Origin of the sequence: Delftia sp. WSY_10, from assembly GCF_043104705.1 — a bacterium.
Taxonomy (GTDB): Bacteria; Pseudomonadota; Gammaproteobacteria; order Burkholderiales; family Burkholderiaceae_C; genus Comamonas; species Comamonas tsuruhatensis.
The window spans coordinates 215,899-231,174 of sequence record NZ_JBICKY010000021.1 but is presented as its reverse complement, the minus strand read 5'-3'; the positions used below and the strand labels follow the sequence as shown (position 1 = coordinate 231,174).

Here is a 15,276-nt window from a genome sequence, read left to right as displayed (position 1 = left end):
CTCCCGGGTTCTCAGAAACGGTCCAGATTGCTGCGCGGCTCGGCCATGGCGACGATGACCTTGCGCGGCCCCTTGAAGGGCGAGCGGGCATGGGCCACGAGCATGTTGTCCAGCATCAGCACGTCGCCCTGCTCCCAGGGGAAGCTGACGGTCTCGGCGTCCAGCGCGGCGCGCACCTCGGCGAAGATGTCGTCGCCGATGGTGGAGCCGTCGGCAAAGAAGGTGTTGCGCGGCAGGTTCTCGATGCCGTAGACCTCCTCCAGCACCTCGCGCTCCTCGGGCTCGCGCGCCGAGATGTGGAACAGGTGGGCCTGGTTGAACCAGACCATTTCGCCCGTGACGGGGTGGCTTTCCATGGCCTGGCAGAGCTGGCGCGTGCGCAGGCCGTCGTCTTCCTTCCACTCCCAGTCCATGCGCGCATGGCGGCAGAAGGCCTCGACCTCGGCGCGGCTTTCGGTGTTGAAGACCTTCTGCCAGGGCACGTCCATCTCGCCGAAGTTGCGCACGTACAGAATTCCGGGCTCGAACAGCTCGCGGATGCGCGCCGGAATGCGGCGGTAGACCGCACGGCTGTCGGCAATCGGCGTCTCGCCGCCCTCGGGCGATGCGGTGACGCAGTGGAACCAGATCTTCATGGGCCACTCGCGCGTGTAGGCCTGCTCGTTGTGCAGCGGAATGCTCTGGTGGGCCGGGTATTCGGTGGAGGTGTAGACGCCCGCGCCGCTGGAGGCCTCGACCGCGCTGCGCGGCGTGGAGGCGAATTCGTACTTGAGCAGCGGATGGCCGAAGGCCGAGGCAAAGCGCTGGAAGGTCTCCACATCGGGCACGCCAAAGCCGCGCAGCAGCACGCCGCCCGTGGTCAGCAGGGCTTCGTCGATGTCGCGACGCAGCGGCGGCAGCGCGGCCAGCAGGTCCTGGCCCGGCTGGGCGGGCGTGATGAGCTGGGGAAGCAGCGAGCCCGCGGGGGCCTTGCGCTCGAAGCGCTGGAGGGTTTCGTTCATGTCGATTCCTTGGTGCGCCACGCAAGAGCTGCCGCGTAGCCCGGCGGCGCTGGCAGCGCCATCGCTTGAAAACCATTCCAGTCGGGGACCGCGCAGGCGATGGCCAGCCGTCCGTCCCCTCCCGGGCTGATGCCGATGGAGCGCAGGTGCTCGGCCACGCCAATGCCGATGGCCTTGAGCACGGCCTCCTTGCCCACCCAGCGCTGGTAGAAGGCCGCCAGCCGATCAGGCGCACGGCGCACGCTGGCGCGTTCCTGGTCGGTGCAGACGGCGTCGAGCATGACCTCGGCATCGAGGTCGGGCTTGTGCTGCTCTATGTCCACGCCCAGGTGCAGCACGCCACCGGGATCGGCCAGCGCGATCAGCGCATGGCCGCCCGAATGCGAGACGTTGAACACAGGCGCCCTGTGCGGCTCGTCATCCACGAAGGGCTTGCCGTGCGTGCCGATGGCCAGCGGCACATCGGCCGGGCAGCAGCCCAGCCTGCGCCCCAGCAGCCGCCGCGTGGCAGCGCGCGTCTGTGCGAAGCGCAGCCGGTCGGCGGCCCGCACGAAGCGCGCGGCGCGACCGCGCTCCTCGGGGGTCAGGTACGGCAGGCTGTCGCTCAGTTCGGCCGACAGGTCCAGGTCCAGCCTGAAGACCTCGATGCCCTGGCTCATGGCCTCACGCACGGACACGAGCTGCATGGATTTCCCCCTGGAGTGACTGGGACCCGGCCAGGCGCTGCGCCAGCACGGCCAGCACATCGCCTTCGCGCTGCCTGATGAAGAAATGCCCGCCCTCGAACCAGTCCAGCGTGAAGGCCCCGGCGGCCTCCTGCGACCAGGCCTGGACGCGGGGCGCCTCGATGTCGTCCTGCCGCCCCGCAAAGACGTGCACCGGCAGCGGCAGGCCCGCAGCGGGCACATGGCCGAAGCTCTCGCAGACGCGGTAGTCGGACCCCAGCACATCCAGCGTGATGCGCATGAGCTCGGGGCTGGCAAACACCTCTTCGGGCGTGCCGCCCTGCCTGCGCAGATCGGCAATCAGCGCCGCATCGTCGCCCTTGCCCGCAAAGCGCTCGGGATCACGGCAGGCCGGTGCCGGGCTGCCCGAGGCAACCAGGGCCAGCGGCAGCTCCCTGCCTTGCTCGCGCAACTGCCGCGCCATGCCGAAGGCCAGCAGCGCGCCCATGCTGTGGCCCAGCAGCGCAAAGCGGCCGCGCATGGCCTGGCGCTGCTCGGCGCACAGCAGCGAGACCAGCTGCCCGAAGTCCTCGACCGCAGGCTCGCCCAGCCGGCTGCCCCGCCCCGGCAGCTCCACGGGCGCAATGCGGATCCAGTGGGGCAGCAGCCTGCGCCAGCGCAGGTACATGGTGGCGCTGGCGCCTGCGCACGGCAGGCACAGCAGGGTCAGCGGCGCGTGCATGCGCGTCAGCCCGCTGCGGTTTCGGTATCGGTATCGGTATCGGCCTTGTGCAGCGCGGCGCCGGAGCCCGCCTGCTCCTGCTGCTGCATCCACACGCGCAGCGACTTGGGCCGCATGTCGGTCCAGGTGGCGTCCACGTACTCAAGCACGGTTTTCTTGTCGCCCTTCACGCCCTCCACGGCGGTCCAGCCGCCGGGCACGGCCTTCCAGTGCGGCCAGATGGAATACTGTTCCTCGTGGTTGACCAGAACGATGAAGGTTTCGTCTTCGCGGTCGAAGCAGCTTGTAGACATGCAGGCGTCCTTGTGCAGTTGAACATCGGCGAAGCCAGTTCCGGATCGCGGCGATCCGGTACTGCGCCTCTGTTGAACATGACGTTCCAAACCCGAAACTGTTCACGCCGCGTGCGCGCCGGTTCCGGGTCGTGCGCGGGGCTGCACCGTTCAATGGTGGTCCAGCAGCGAGCGGTGGACATGGATGGCCTTGCAGGCGTCGGCAATCCTGGCATTCACCAGGCCCAGCGCGCACTCCATGTGCTCGGCGATCTGGCGCTGGGTGAGGCCCTTGATGCGGTACAGCTCGAAGGTCTCGCGGGTCTTGGGCGGCACCTCGTCCAGGGCCTGGTCGATCAGGCGTATGGCCTGGGACTCGAACAGGCTGCGCTCGGGCGAGCGGCCGTCCGGTATCTCCAGCGTCTCCACATTCACGCCGTGGGTGCGGTAGGTGTTCTCGCGCTCCTGGCGGCGCAGGTAGTCCAGCGCCATGTTGCAGACGGCGCGCGTCCAGTAGGCGGCGGGCTTGGCGATCTCGGCATCGCTGCGCATCTCGGCAACGCGCAGATAGGTGTCCTGCACGGCCTCGTCGGCCAGTTCGGGATTCCTGAGAATTCTTCGCGCGACCCTCACCAACTGTCCACGCGAAGCAATGAAGACCTCTTCCAGCGAAGAATGTGTGTGATTCAAGGACACGATGCAGTTCCTCTCGCAAGCTAGGCAAGAACATCAAGGGGAAATGTCGACCGCAGGTCGATGGACGGCCGGCGTGCCGCCCGTGCAATAGGGCGGAGCGGGCCTCGGCACAGGCGGCAAGCGGCGGCACAACCGCTGACCGCAGGGCATCAGTGCGCGCCGATGCGCATCGGCGTGACTTGGGAGGCAGGCCTAGATCGGCCTCGTGACGGCCTCAGGGCGGCGGCCGCCCTCGCCGGATCCATGCGTCCTGCAACAGGATCGGCAAGGGCTGTGCTGCCTTGCAGACGTGCTGAAACTTGAACCGGGACCATGGCATGCAGTGGCGCTCCTTTGACGTTTTCCAACATTGAAATGAGAAGCATTACAAGTTCCGGCGACAGGACCGGGCCTGGAATGGCTGCTCACACCTGCCTGGAAGACGTCCCGCCAGTGCAAACGGAGACACGGCTATCGGCTGTGGAAAATCGGCAGGCATCGCCTATGGCGCATCGCATCACCATGGCTTTCCCTCGCCGTGGATGATGGGCCTGGATCATGACGGACTGGTGATGCCCGATACATCGGGATGGAAGCAGGAACTGCCTGCAGCGCAGGCCCCTGCCATCGCACTGGGCAGGCCCCATCGAGACGCGGCCCGCAGCGAAACTGCAGACGAAAAAAAGCCACCTTGCGGTGGCTTCTTGTCTGCGCAAACGCTGCGGTTTGCACAAGGAATCTGGCGGAGTGGACGGGACTCGAACCCGCGACCCCCGGCGTGACAGGCCGGTATTCTAACCAACTGAACTACCACTCCTGGCAGGCAACTTTTGCGCTCTTGCGAGCCAAGTGCTGCAAACTTGGCGACCCTACGGGGATTCGAACCCCGGTACTCACCGTGAAAGGGTGATGTCCTAGGCCTCTAGACGATAGGGTCAATCCTAGAACTTGCGTAAATACTCAAGTCTCAATTTTTGGTGGAGGTAAACGGGATCGAACCGATGACCTCTTGCATGCCATGCAAGCGCTCTCCCAGCTGAGCTATACCCCCTTGCTGCAACGTTGCACTGCTTCGTTGCTGCGATTCAAAAATTGTAGCACAGCGTTTTTGGGGCAATTCCGGAATGCATGACTTTTTTATGTCGCCCTGCATTCCGGCGCCCTGCTGCAGCCCGGGTCAGGCCAGGCTTTGCCCATCGCGTATGCGGTGGATCTCGGCGATGTCCACCACCCAGACCAGGCCGTCGCCGACCTGGCCCGAGTGACAGGCCGAGGTGATGGCCGCGCGGATGGGCTCGACCATGGATGCCTCGGCCAGCACGCAGACCATGATCTTGTCGGAAAAGTCGGTCAACTCCTCCTTCACGCTGCGCTTGTCGATGGCCGCCGGGGCCGTGAAGCCCTCGGCACGGAACAGCGTCACGCCGGGGAAGTTGGGAATGGCGCGCAGCGCGTCGCGCAGGCGCTCCAGGCGGCTGGGGCGCACGATGGCCCGGATTTCCTTCATGGTCATTGCAGTGTCTCCTTCATCAGGCTTCCAGCGGTTTTTCGTCAAACCAGCGGTACAGGGTCGGCAACACCACCAGCGTGAGCAGGGTGGACGAGATCAGGCCACCGATCACCACGATGGCCAGCGGGCGTTGCACCTCCGAGCCGGGGCCGGTGGCGAACAGGAAGGGCACCAGGCCCAGCAGCGCGACGGTGGCCGTCATCATCACGGGGCGGAAGCGCTGCACGCAGCCTTCGCGCACGGCCTCGGCCACGTTCATGCCATCTTCGCGCAGCTTGCGGATGCAGGAGACCAGCACCACGCCGTTGAGCACCGCAATGCCCCACAGCGCGATGAAGCCCACCGAAGCCGGCACGCTCACGTATTCGCCCGTGACGAACAGGCCTATCAGTCCCCCGATGGAGGCGAAGGGCAGCACCAGGATGATCAGCCCGGCCAGCTTGACCGAGTTGAACAGCAGGAACAGCAGGAAGAAGATGGCCACGATGGTCAGCGGCACGATGATCTGCAGCGTGCCCATGGCGCGCTCCATGTTCTCGAACTGGCCACCGTACTTGAAGTAGTAGCCATCGGGCAACTGCACTTCACTGTCGATGCGCTGCTGCACTTCGGTCACGAAGCCGCCCAGGTCGCGCCCTTCCACGTTGGCTCCCACCACCACGCGGCGCTTGCCGCCTTCGCGGCTGATCTGCGCGGGGCCGTCCACCAGCTCGATGCGGGCCACGCTGCTCAGCGGCACCTGGGCGCCCGTGGCCGTGGTCAGCAAGGTGGCGCCGATGGCGGCGGGCGAGCCGCGGAACGGCTCGGGGAAGCGAACCACCACGTTGTAGCGGCGCTCGCCCTCGTAGACCGTGGTCACTTCCTTGCCGCCGATGGCCGACTCGATCACGCCCTGCACGTCGGTGACGTTCAGGCCGTGGCGGGCGATCGCCTTGCGGTCGATATCCACGGTCAGAGCCTGCTGGCCTGAGAGGCGCTCGACGCGGATGTCCGTGCTGCCCGGCACGCTCTTGAGGATGCGTGCGACCTGCTCGGACACGTCGCGCAGCTCGCTCAGCTCGTCGCCGAAGACCTTGATGGCCAGTTGCGAGCGCACGCCCGTGACCATTTCGTCCACGCGCTCGGAGATCGGCTGGGACAGCACGATCTGCACGCCCGGGATCGAGGACAGGCGCTGGCGGATGTCTTCGTCGATCTCGTCCTGGGTGCGGTCGGACTCGGGGTCCAGCAGCACGATGGGGTCGGACTCGTTGGGGCCTGCGGGATCGGCCGGCGATTCGCCGCGTCCGAGCTTGGAGACCACGCTGAGCACGCCGGGCACTTCGGCCACGGACTTCATCGCCGCCATTTCCATGCGGATGGACTCGTCCAGCGAGATGCTGGGCACGCGGTTGATCTGCGGCGTCAGCGCCCCCTCCTTCATGGTGGGCATGAAGGACTTGCCCAGCAGCGGGAACAGTCCCAGCGAGCCCAGCAGCAGCGCCACGGCCACGGCCAGCGTGGCGCGGTTGCGCGCGGTGGCCAGGTCCAGCAGGCGCAGGTAGTGGCGCTTGAGGAAGGCGATCAGGCGCGTGTCATGGTCCGCGCCGCCCTTGAGGAAGTACGAGCACAGCACGGGCGACAGGAACAGCGACACGGCCAGCGAGACGGCCAGCGAGATCGCGATGGTCAGCGCCAGCGGGCCGAACATCTTGCCTTCGATGCCTTGCAGCGTCATCAGCGGCAGGAACACCAGGATGATGATGGCGATGCCGAAGATGGTGGGCGTGGCCACCTCGGTGGTGGCCGACAGCACGGTGCGCACGCGTGCGCCCATGCTGTCGCCGGCCTGGCCGAGCTTGTGGAACACGTTCTCCACCACCACCACGGTGGCATCGACCATGAGGCCGATGGCGATCGCCAGCCCCCCCAGCGACATGAGGTTGGCCGAGATGCCCCAGCGGTTCATCATGATGAAGGTGGTCAGCGGCGTGATGATCAGCGTGGCCACCACGATCAGGCTGGAGCGCACGTCACCCAGGAAGATGAAGAGCACCACGACCACGAGCAGGATGCCCTCGATCAGCACCTTGCCCACGGTCCACAGCGCCGAGTCGACCAGGTCGGTACGGTCGTAGTAGGGAACGATCTGCAGGCCGCCGGGGAGCATGCCCTTGGAGTTGATCTCCTGCACGCGCTCCTTCACGCGGGTGACCACCTCCTTGGCATTGCCGCCGCGCATCATCAGCACGATGCCGGAGACGCCTTCGGTATAGCCGCCCTTGATGATGGCGCCCTGGCGCACTTCCTGGCCCAGCTGGACCTCGGCCACATCGCGCACGAAGACCGGCACGCCGCCTTCCTGCTTGAGAACGATGTTGCCGATGTCATCCAGCGACTGGACCAGGCCCACGGCGCGGATCAGGTACTGCTCGGTGACCTGGGGCAGGATGCCGCCGCTGGCATTGGCGTTGTTGTCGGCGATGGCCTGGACCACATGGCGCACGGACAGGCCGTAGTGGCGCAGCCGGCCGGGATCGACCTCCACCTGGTACTGCTTGACGTAGCCGCCCTGCGAGTTGATTTCGGCCACGCCGGGAATGGAGCGCAGCAGCGGGCGCGCCACCCAGTCCTGGATGGTGCGGCGCTCGGTCAGCTCCTCGGGCGTGAGGGCCCGCTTGCCGTCGTCGGGATGGTCCAGCGTGTACTGGTAGACCTCGCCCAGGCCCGTGGACACCGGCCCCAGCACGGGGATGATGCCTGCGGGCATGCGCGGCGTGACCTCCATCAGCCGCTCGGTGACGAGCTGGCGTGCAAAGTACACGTCGGTGGCATCGGTGAAGACCAGGGTGATGATGGACAGGCCGCTCTTGTTGAGCGAGCGCATCTCCACCAGGCCCGGCATGCCGGTCATGGCGATTTCCAGCGGCACGGTCACGAAGCGCTCGATTTCCTCGGGCGAACGGCCTGGCGCCTCGGTGGCCACCTGGACCTGGACGTTGGTCACGTCAGGAAAGGCATCCACCGACAGGTTCATGGCGGCGCGCAGGCCGAAGCCGCACAGCACCAGCGAGAGCACGATTACGATGAGCCGCTGGCTCAGTGCGGCCCGGATCATGGAAGCGATCATGGGCTTACTCCAGCTCTGCGCGCTTGCGCTCGTTGTTCAGGTGGAAGGCACCCGTGGTGACGATGACCGTGCCATCGGCCACGCCCTTGTTCACGGGGCGCATGCCGCCGCTGGCGGTGCCCAGCTCGACGGGCGTGAGGCGGTAGTGGTTCTCGCCCTTCTTGACGAAGACATGGTCGCGGTCGTTCTCGCGCACCACGGCCTCGGCCGGCACGGCCAGCAGCTGGCGCACCTCGCCCTGGATGCGCATGGTGGCCAGCATCTGGGGCTTGAGGTCGCGCTCGGGGTTGTCCACCTGGGTGCGGATGGTGACGGTGCGGGTCTCGGGCGTGACGGTGTCGCCCACATGCACGATTTGGCCGGACAGCACGCGCTCGCCCAGGGCGGGCACGGCGATCTCCACGGCCTGGCCGGCACGCACGCCGCTGGCCATCTGCTCGGGGATCGCGCCCACCACCCAGACGCTGCTCAGGTCGGCCACGGTGAACAGCGGATCGCCGGGCTGGGTCACCTGGCCGGAGCTGACCTTGCGCTCGATCACCACGCCGGCCCCTGTGGACAGCACGGCCGCATGCGACTGCAGCGTGCCCTTGTCGCGCAGCTGGGCGATGGCGCTGTCGGGAATGCCGATCAGGCGCAACTGGTCGCCGGCAGCGCGCTGCTCGGCGCGCGCAATCGACAGCTCGGACTCGCGGCGCTGCAGCTCGGCCGAGCCGATGACGTCGGCGGCTATCAGCTGGCGCGCGCGCTCCACGCCGCGCTCGGCCAGCGTGGCGGCGGAGTGTGCACGCAGATAGGCCAGCTGGGCGGTGGTCAGCTCGGGGCTGGCCACGCGGGCCAGCACCTGGCCCGCGCGCACGCGGTCGCCCACTTCGACCAGCACTTCGGTCACGCGTCCCGTGGCGGCCGCGCCAATGCGGGTGACCTGGCGCTCATTGGCCTCGATGCGGCCGGACACCTCCTGCAGCAACGCGATCTGCGCCTGCGCCACGGGCTTGACGGCGAAGTTGGGCGCCATCTCGGCGGTCACGCGGACCTCCATCGGGTCCTGCTCCTGCGCAGCGGCCGCTGCGGGCGCCGCCTTGGCTTCGGCCTCTTCGTTCTTGCCGCAGGCGCTCAGCGCCAGCGTTGCGGCCAGCAGGCCGGCCAGGGCCAGGGAGTTCACCAAGGTGCTGCTGCCTGCGCGGGCGGCGATGGGTTGCGGATGCATATTCAAGGACATGTTCGTTTCTGATTTCGGGTGTGAGGCAGGGACGGCGCGCTTCACGGCGCGGACGGATCGTCGTAGCGGCCCGCCAGGTATTCGAGCTGTATGCGCGCCGCCTGCAGCTGGTAGCGCGCGTCGAGCAGGTCTGCACGGATGGAGCGCAGCACGCGCTGCGCATCGAGCACATCGAGAATGCCGCGCTCGCCGAAGCGGTAGGCGGCCTCGGCCACGCGCAGGGCCGACTCGGCCTCGCGCACCGAACCCTGGCTCAGTGCCTGGGTGCGCAGTCGTGCCATCTCCAGCTCCTTCCAGGCCTGCAGCGTCTGCTGGCGCAGCTCGATCTGCCGGCCTTCCAGCTGCAGACGCGCGCGCTCCAGCTCGGAGGCCGCCTCGTCGATCGGGCCGCGGTGCTGGTCGAGCAAGGGGATCTGGATGCTCACGCCCACCGTGTTCAGGCGCACGTCGGGCTCGCGCGTCTGGCCGTAGCGCAGCTCCACGCCCGGCCAGCGCGAGGCCTTGGCACCGTCAAGCCGCGCCTGGGCACGCTCGACCTCCGCCTTGAGCTGGCGCAGTTCGGGATGCTCCATGGGATCGATCTCGCCCATGTCCTCGATGCGCAGCGGATCCTCCAGCGACACATCCAGGCGGAAGCGCACGGGCAGCTGGCCTGCGGCCAGGCGGCCCAGCGCCAGCTGCGCCTGCTCGGCACGCAGCCGCGCAGTCTGCTCCTGCTGGCGCGCCTGGATGATTTCGGCATCGGCCTTGATGATTTCGTAGCGGGCCGCCTCGCCGCTGTCCACGCGGACGCGGACGCGCTCATGGGCCTGCTCCAGAAGGCGCACCGCCTCCTTGGCGGCCTCGACCTCCGCCTCGCGCAGCACCATCTCGTAGGCGCGCAGCCGCACCTGGGCCACCAGCGCATTGCGCGTGGTCGCCACGAAGTGCACCGAGCCCTGCTCGCCTGCCCTCGCGGCCTCCACGCGCGCACCTCGCACGGCGGGGTTCTCGATGGGCAAGGCCACGGCCCAGCCCTGCACCGTGCCGGCTGCCGCGCCCGGAACGCGGGCGCTGTTGCGGCCCTGGTTCCATTCGAGCTTGGGATTGGGCAGCGCCGAGGCGCTGACCACGCCTGCGCGCGCCGTGGTCCGGGACTGCTCGACAGCGCGCAGATCGGGGTTGTGGTCCAGCACGGCGCGAACGACCTCGTTCAGGCTCAGCTGGGGCAGGCGCTGTGCGGCGGCCGAAGCCACCGAAGGCGCCTCTGCGGCCGAACCGGCCTTCGGCACGATCGGCGTACGGGACGCCGCGGCCTCGGCGGCCTCGGCGGCGGCCGGAGCCGCCTGCGTCAGGGGCGCCTGGGACGCCTGGGGCTTGCCAGGGGGGTGGGACTGCGCCGAAGCGCCAGCACCCCAGCCCACCAGCAGGCTGCAGATCGCGCCTTGCAGGACCTTGCGCGAACAGGATGGAAAACGGGCGGGGGCCATTCCCGCCAATACCGTTGGATTCACCATGGCATGCATCTGCCGCAAAGCGACAGTCGAGGGGTTGAGTAAGAGATGGGCCCTTCCCTGCGGACCACGCGGGAACGGGCATGGCCGCGCCGTGCGCAGTCAGCGCGCGGACGACGGCATGGCGTGCACGCCAGCAAGGCGCGCACGAGCAGTGATCAGGCAGTGGGATGCGTCAGCCGACAAGGGGCGCAAGGGGCACAAGGCATGCCTGCGCCGCAATATGCGGTCAGCCGAGCAGGGAAGGTCTTGGAGGGCGCAGCAGCTGGCCCGGGGCGGGCGACAGGTGCGCCTGGGAATAGGTCGAAGGCGGGGCCCACAGCGACACCACCTGCACGGCGATGGGCTCGGGCGGCCAGTACATCTCGGCGGAACGGTCCTCGCCGCAGGCCAGCAGGGCCAGCAGCTGGCGCTTGTTGCCGCTGTGTGCCGTCAGCTCGGCAAACTCGGTCTCGTCGTCTTCCTCCACTTCCGCGAGTTCCTCGAGGAATTCCTCATCGATGGTCACGACGGGATGGTGCGCCAGCAGGCCATCGCCTTCCAGTCCATCGGAAGATGCCGAAGCTGCCACCTGCCCGCAGAAAATGGACAGCAGCATCAGCAACGAAAAGACAAACGATGGCGCAAGGCGCATGGAGCGGGGCAGACGAGTCGGTGAAAGATGGACGCCCTGCAAACAGGACACCGTCTATTGTTACGAATGTTGAGGGAAAGTTCCGGGTTTGCCCTTAAAAAATCTGGGCAATAGATCGTGTTTTGTGCACAAAGGCTTTCCATGTGAAGAAGTCACACCAAAAACCGCAACAACCAGAAACAAAAAAGCCACCTTACGGTGGCTTCTTGTCTGCGCAAACACGAGGGTCTGCACAAGGAATCTGGCGGAGTGGACGGGACTCGAACCCGCGACCCCCGGCGTGACAGGCCGGTATTCTAACCAACTGAACTACCACTCCTGGCAGGCAACTTTTGCGCTCTTTCGAGCCAAGTGCTGCAAACTTGGCGACCCTACGGGGATTCGAACCCCGGTACTCACCGTGAAAGGGTGATGTCCTAGGCCTCTAGACGATAGGGTCAATCCTAGAACTTGCGTTACAAACTCAAGTCTCGATTTTTGGTGGAGGTAAACGGGATCGAACCGATGACCTCTTGCATGCCATGCAAGCGCTCTCCCAGCTGAGCTATACCCCCAAGAATCCGATACTGGCGGAGTGGACGGGACTCGAACCCGCGACCCCCGGCGTGACAGGCCGGTATTCTAACCAACTGAACTACCACTCCTGGCAGACAGCTTTTGTGCTCTTGCGAGCCAAGTGCTGCAAACTTGGCGACCCTACGGGGATTCGAACCCCGGTACTCACCGTGAAAGGGTGATGTCCTAGGCCTCTAGACGATAGGGTCACAGCCTGTGATCCGCCGATAAAAAAGCGCCTTCGTGTTTCAAAGGCGCTTACATACCAAGCGACAAATTTTGGCGGAGTGGACGGGACTCGAACCCGCGACCCCCGGCGTGACAGGCCGGTATTCTAACCAACTGAACTACCACTCCTGGCAGACAGCTTTTGCGCTCTTTCGAGCCAAGTGCTGCAAACTTGGCGACCCTACGGGGATTCGAACCCCGGTACTCACCGTGAAAGGGTGATGTCCTAGGCCTCTAGACGATAGGGTCAATCCTAGAACTTGCGTTACAAACTCAAGTCTCAATTTTGGTGGAGGTAAACGGGATCGAACCGATGACCTCTTGCATGCCATGCAAGCGCTCTCCCAGCTGAGCTATACCCCCTTCATGCTGCAATCGCTGCTTCTTGTTAGTTGCTGCGTTTGCATCAGAGACTCGAATTATAGACAGGTTTTCAGCGGTTTTTCAAACGCGCCAGAATTTTTTCACGACCCAGCAGCTCCAGCACCGCGTCCACCGAAGGCGTGTGCGCCGTGCCCAGCGTCAGCACGCGCACCGGCATGGCCAGTTGCGGCATCTTCAGGCCCTGGGCCTTGAGCACTTCCTTGATCAGGGCAGCAATGGCTTCCTTGCTCCACTCCACCGAGGCGATGCCTTCGGCGAAGGCGTCCAGGGCGGGCGCCACGGCGTCGGTCACGTGCTTTGCCAGGTCTTCGGCGTTGCGGTCGAAGGCGTCCACATAGAACAGGCGCACCCAGCCGGCCAGATCGACCAGGGTTTCGCAGCGGTCCTTGAACAGGGCGCAGATGCGCGGCAGGCGGTCGTCTGCGTCGAGCAGGGCCTGGTCCAGACCGGTCTTGAGCACGAAGGGGCGCACCAGCTCTGCCAGGGCCGCGTCGTCCAGGGCCTTCAGGTGCTGGGCGTTGACCCAGCGCAGCTTGGCCTCGTCGAACTGGCCAGCGCTGCGGCCCAGGTGGTCGAGGTTGAACCACTCCAGGAACTGGGCGCGGCTGAAGATTTCGTCATCGCCGTGGCTCCAGCCCAGGCGGGCCAGGTAGTTGACCATGGCGTCGGGCAGGTAGCCTTCGTCGCGGTACTGGGTGACGGCCTTGGCGCCGTTGCGCTTGCTCATCTTCTCGCCCTGCTCGTTGAGCACGGTGGGCAGATGGGCGAACACGGGCACGCTGGCGCCCAGGGCCTCGAAGATGTGGATCTGGCGCGGCGTGTTGTTGACGTGGTCGTCGCCACGGATGACATGGGTGATGGCCATGTCCATGTCGTCCACGCAGACGCAGAAGTTGTAGGTGGGCGTGCCATCGGGGCGCGCGATCACCAGGTCGTCCAGCTCGCTGTTCTGGAACTCGATGCGGCCCTTGCACTTGTCTTCCCAGGCCACGACGCCGCCCTTCGGCGTCTTGAAGCGCAGCACGGGACGCACGCCTTCGGGCACGGGCGGCAGCACCTTGCCTTCCTCAGGGCGCCAGGTGCCGTCGTAGCGCGGCTTTTCCTTGTTGGCCATCTGGCGCTCGCGCAGGGCGTCGAGTTCTTCCACGCTCATGTAGCAGGGGTAGACATGGCCCGAAGCCTGCAGGCCGGCCAGCACCTCCTTGTAGCGGTCCATGCGCTGCATTTGATAGAACGGACCTTCGTCATGGTCCAGCTGCAGCCAGGCCATGCCTTCGATGATCACGTCCACCGAGGCCTGGGTGGAGCGCTCCACGTCGGTGTCCTCGATGCGCAGGATGAAATCGCCGCCCGTGGCGCGCGCAAAGGCCCAGGGATACAGGGCCGAGCGGATGTTGCCCAGGTGGATGAAGCCCGTGGGAGACGGGGCAAAACGGGTACGTACTTTTTGTGTCATTGCAGGGTATCCAGTCCGCGGGAGAGATCGTTCTTGAGGTCGCCCAGGTATTCCAGTCCGACGGAGATGCGCAGCAGGCCCTGGCCGATGCCGGCGGCACGGCGCTGCTCTTCGCTCAGGCGGCCATGCGAGGTGCTGGCCGGATGGGTGATGGTGGTCTTGACGTCGCCCAGGTTGGCCGTGATCGAGCACACCCGGGTGCTGTCGGCCACATGGAAGGCGTTGGCGCGCAGCTGTTCGGCGCCCTCGCCCACCACGTCGAAGGACAGCACGCCACCGCCCATGCCGTTTTGCTGGCGCATGGCCAGCTCGTGCTGCGGGTGGCTGGCCAGGCCCGGGTAGTAGACGCGGGCGACCTTGGGATGGGCCTCCAGCCAGGTGGCCAGCTCCAGCGCGGAGGCGCTTTGCGCCTTCACGCGCAGGGACAGCGTCTCCAGCCCCTTGAGCACCACCCAGGCGTTGAACGGCGCCAGGTTCAGGCCGCCGCTGCGCAGGAAGGTGCCCATGACCTTGTCCACCAGTGCCGTCGTGCCGCAGACGGCGCCCGACATGACGCGGCCCTGGCCGTCCAGCAGCTTGGTGCCGGAGTGCACGACCAGGTCGGCGCCGAACTTGGCAGGCTGCTGCAGCACGGGCGAGGCAAAGCTGTTGTCCACGGCCAGCAGCGCGCCATGGGCGTGCGCCAGCTCGGCCAGCGCGGCGATGTCGCACAGGTCGGTCAGCGGGTTGGTCGGCGTCTCGGCGAACAGAAGGCGCGTGTTGGGACGGATGGCCGCCTTCCAGGCCTGCACATCGGTCTGCGAGACAAAGCTGGTCTCCACGCCGAAGCGCGCCATCTCGCCGCCCAGCAGCTTGATGGTGGAGCCGAACATGGACTGCGAGCAGATCACATGGTCGCCGGCCTTGAGCGTGGTCAGCGCCACGAGCAAGATGGCCGACATGCCCGTGGACGTGGCCACCGCGCATTCCGTGCCCTCCATGGCGGCCAGGCGCTGTTCGAAGCTGGTGACCGTGGGGTTGGAGGTGCGGCTGTAGGTGTAGCCGGGCTCTTCATTGGCGAAGCGGCGTGCGGCCGTTGCACAGTCGGGCTGCACGAAGCTGCTGGTCATGTACAGGGCTTCGCTGTGCTCACCCCACTGGCTTCGCTCCACGCCCACGCGCAGGGCCAGCGTATCGGGATGCAGGCCTTCGGGAAGTGTCTTGTTGGTCACGTTGATAGTCCTTGGGGATCGGGCGCAGACCGCCAGCGGTGGCGGTGCCCGGAAAAAAGGAGCTAGAAGCACTTGTCACCTGGGGACTTGCTGGGCGTTGCAGCCTGCAGTCCTCCAGC

General features: G+C 66.4%; 12 protein-coding genes and 11 tRNA genes. All 23 read right to left on the bottom strand.

Features of this window, described 5'->3' with window-relative positions:
• Window positions 1-11 precede the first annotated feature (11 nt).
• Entirely contained in the window at window positions 12-1,001 is a 990-nt protein-coding gene (locus ACF8ML_RS12175) for a TauD/TfdA family dioxygenase (RefSeq protein ID WP_016450666.1), read from the bottom strand.
• Complete coding sequence (locus ACF8ML_RS12170; RefSeq protein ID WP_392408080.1) at window positions 998-1,687, bottom strand: 4'-phosphopantetheinyl transferase family protein; 690 nt, start codon at window positions 1,685-1,687, stop codon at window positions 998-1,000. The genes ACF8ML_RS12175 and ACF8ML_RS12170 overlap by 4 nt, the downstream gene beginning before the upstream one ends.
• Window positions 1,665-2,408 (bottom strand): thioesterase II family protein, encoded by a 744-nt coding sequence (locus ACF8ML_RS12165; RefSeq protein ID WP_034363656.1) that lies wholly within the window; start codon window positions 2,406-2,408, stop codon window positions 1,665-1,667. Before ACF8ML_RS12165 ends, ACF8ML_RS12170 begins: the two co-directional genes overlap by 23 nt.
• Before the next feature lie 5 nt (window positions 2,409-2,413).
• Window positions 2,414-2,701, bottom strand: coding sequence for an MbtH family protein (locus ACF8ML_RS12160; RefSeq protein WP_392408079.1), 288 nt, complete (start codon window positions 2,699-2,701; stop codon window positions 2,414-2,416).
• Between the two features lie 150 nt (window positions 2,702-2,851).
• Window positions 2,852-3,376 carry a sigma-70 family RNA polymerase sigma factor gene (locus tag ACF8ML_RS12155; RefSeq protein ID WP_392408078.1) on the bottom strand — a complete coding sequence of 175 codons (525 nt, stop codon included), beginning with the start codon at window positions 3,374-3,376 and terminating at the stop codon, window positions 2,852-2,854.
• Between the two features lie 719 nt (window positions 3,377-4,095).
• Window positions 4,096-4,172 (bottom strand) — tRNA-Asp (locus tag ACF8ML_RS12150).
• Window positions 4,173-4,216: 44 nt separating this feature from the next.
• Window positions 4,217-4,292, bottom strand: a tRNA-Glu gene (locus tag ACF8ML_RS12145).
• A gap of 38 nt (window positions 4,293-4,330) precedes the next feature.
• Window positions 4,331-4,406 (bottom strand) — tRNA-Ala (locus ACF8ML_RS12140).
• Window positions 4,407-4,532: 126 nt separating this feature from the next.
• On the bottom strand, window positions 4,533-4,868 hold the full coding sequence (locus ACF8ML_RS12135; protein WP_016450797.1) for a P-II family nitrogen regulator: 336 nt from the start codon (window positions 4,866-4,868) through the stop codon (window positions 4,533-4,535).
• A 16-nt stretch (window positions 4,869-4,884) separates the two neighbouring features.
• Window positions 4,885-7,974, bottom strand: coding sequence for an efflux RND transporter permease subunit (locus ACF8ML_RS12130; protein WP_016450796.1), 3,090 nt, complete (start codon window positions 7,972-7,974; stop codon window positions 4,885-4,887).
• 4 nt (window positions 7,975-7,978) lie between these two features.
• Window positions 7,979-9,196 (bottom strand): efflux RND transporter periplasmic adaptor subunit, encoded by a 1,218-nt coding sequence (locus ACF8ML_RS12125; RefSeq protein WP_016450795.1) that lies wholly within the window; start codon window positions 9,194-9,196, stop codon window positions 7,979-7,981.
• A 41-nt stretch (window positions 9,197-9,237) separates the two neighbouring features.
• Window positions 9,238-10,692, bottom strand: a complete 1,455-nt coding sequence (locus ACF8ML_RS12120; RefSeq protein ID WP_392408076.1) for a TolC family protein — start codon at window positions 10,690-10,692, stop codon at window positions 9,238-9,240.
• Between the two features lie 226 nt (window positions 10,693-10,918).
• The gene (locus tag ACF8ML_RS12115) at window positions 10,919-11,287 is read right to left on the bottom strand and encodes a hypothetical protein (protein WP_017407525.1); all 369 of its coding nucleotides are present in this window, start codon (window positions 11,285-11,287) and stop codon (window positions 10,919-10,921) included.
• A 278-nt stretch (window positions 11,288-11,565) separates the two neighbouring features.
• Window positions 11,566-11,642: transfer RNA gene (locus ACF8ML_RS12110), tRNA-Asp, on the bottom strand.
• A 44-nt stretch (window positions 11,643-11,686) separates the two neighbouring features.
• A tRNA-Glu gene (locus tag ACF8ML_RS12105) sits at window positions 11,687-11,762 on the bottom strand.
• A 39-nt stretch (window positions 11,763-11,801) separates the two neighbouring features.
• Window positions 11,802-11,877, bottom strand: a tRNA-Ala gene (locus ACF8ML_RS12100).
• 13 nt (window positions 11,878-11,890) lie between these two features.
• Window positions 11,891-11,967, bottom strand: a tRNA-Asp gene (locus ACF8ML_RS12095).
• 44 nt (window positions 11,968-12,011) lie between these two features.
• Window positions 12,012-12,087, bottom strand: a tRNA-Glu gene (locus ACF8ML_RS12090).
• 71 nt (window positions 12,088-12,158) lie between these two features.
• Window positions 12,159-12,235: transfer RNA gene (locus tag ACF8ML_RS12085), tRNA-Asp, on the bottom strand.
• Between the two features lie 44 nt (window positions 12,236-12,279).
• A tRNA-Glu gene (locus ACF8ML_RS12080) sits at window positions 12,280-12,355 on the bottom strand.
• 38 nt (window positions 12,356-12,393) lie between these two features.
• Window positions 12,394-12,469: transfer RNA gene (locus ACF8ML_RS12075), tRNA-Ala, on the bottom strand.
• Between the two features lie 70 nt (window positions 12,470-12,539).
• Window positions 12,540-13,946 carry a glutamate--tRNA ligase gene (gene gltX / locus ACF8ML_RS12070; RefSeq protein ID WP_047218421.1) on the bottom strand — a complete coding sequence of 469 codons (1,407 nt, stop codon included), beginning with the start codon at window positions 13,944-13,946 and terminating at the stop codon, window positions 12,540-12,542.
• Entirely contained in the window at window positions 13,943-15,157 is a 1,215-nt protein-coding gene (locus ACF8ML_RS12065) for an O-succinylhomoserine sulfhydrylase (RefSeq protein ID WP_016449260.1), read from the bottom strand. Before ACF8ML_RS12065 ends, gltX begins: the two co-directional genes overlap by 4 nt.
• Between the last annotated feature and the right edge of the window lie 119 nt (window positions 15,158-15,276).

Bases quoted from the DNA above. Each gene is read 5' to 3' on its own strand.
- ACF8ML_RS12170 (WP_392408080.1), bottom strand. From the start codon at position 1,687: ATGCAGCTCGTGTCCGTGCGTGAGGCCATGAGCCAGGGCATCGAGGTC.
- gltX (WP_047218421.1), bottom strand. From the start codon at position 13,946: ATGACACAAAAAGTACGTACCCGTTTTGCCCCGTCTCCCACGGGCTTC.
- ACF8ML_RS12120 (WP_392408076.1), bottom strand. From the start codon at position 10,692: ATGGTGAATCCAACGGTATTGGCGGGAATGGCCCCCGCCCGTTTTCCA.
- ACF8ML_RS12135 (WP_016450797.1), bottom strand. From the start codon at position 4,868: ATGACCATGAAGGAAATCCGGGCCATCGTGCGCCCCAGCCGCCTGGAG.
- ACF8ML_RS12125 (WP_016450795.1), bottom strand. From the start codon at position 9,196: ATGTCCTTGAATATGCATCCGCAACCCATCGCCGCCCGCGCAGGCAGC.
- ACF8ML_RS12115 (WP_017407525.1), bottom strand. From the start codon at position 11,287: ATGCTGCTGTCCATTTTCTGCGGGCAGGTGGCAGCTTCGGCATCTTCC.
- ACF8ML_RS12160 (WP_392408079.1), bottom strand. From the start codon at position 2,701: ATGTCTACAAGCTGCTTCGACCGCGAAGACGAAACCTTCATCGTTCTG.
- ACF8ML_RS12130 (WP_016450796.1), bottom strand. From the start codon at position 7,974: ATGATCGCTTCCATGATCCGGGCCGCACTGAGCCAGCGGCTCATCGTA.
- ACF8ML_RS12175 (WP_016450666.1), bottom strand. From the start codon at position 1,001: ATGAACGAAACCCTCCAGCGCTTCGAGCGCAAGGCCCCCGCGGGCTCG.
- ACF8ML_RS12165 (WP_034363656.1), bottom strand. From the start codon at position 2,408: ATGCACGCGCCGCTGACCCTGCTGTGCCTGCCGTGCGCAGGCGCCAGC.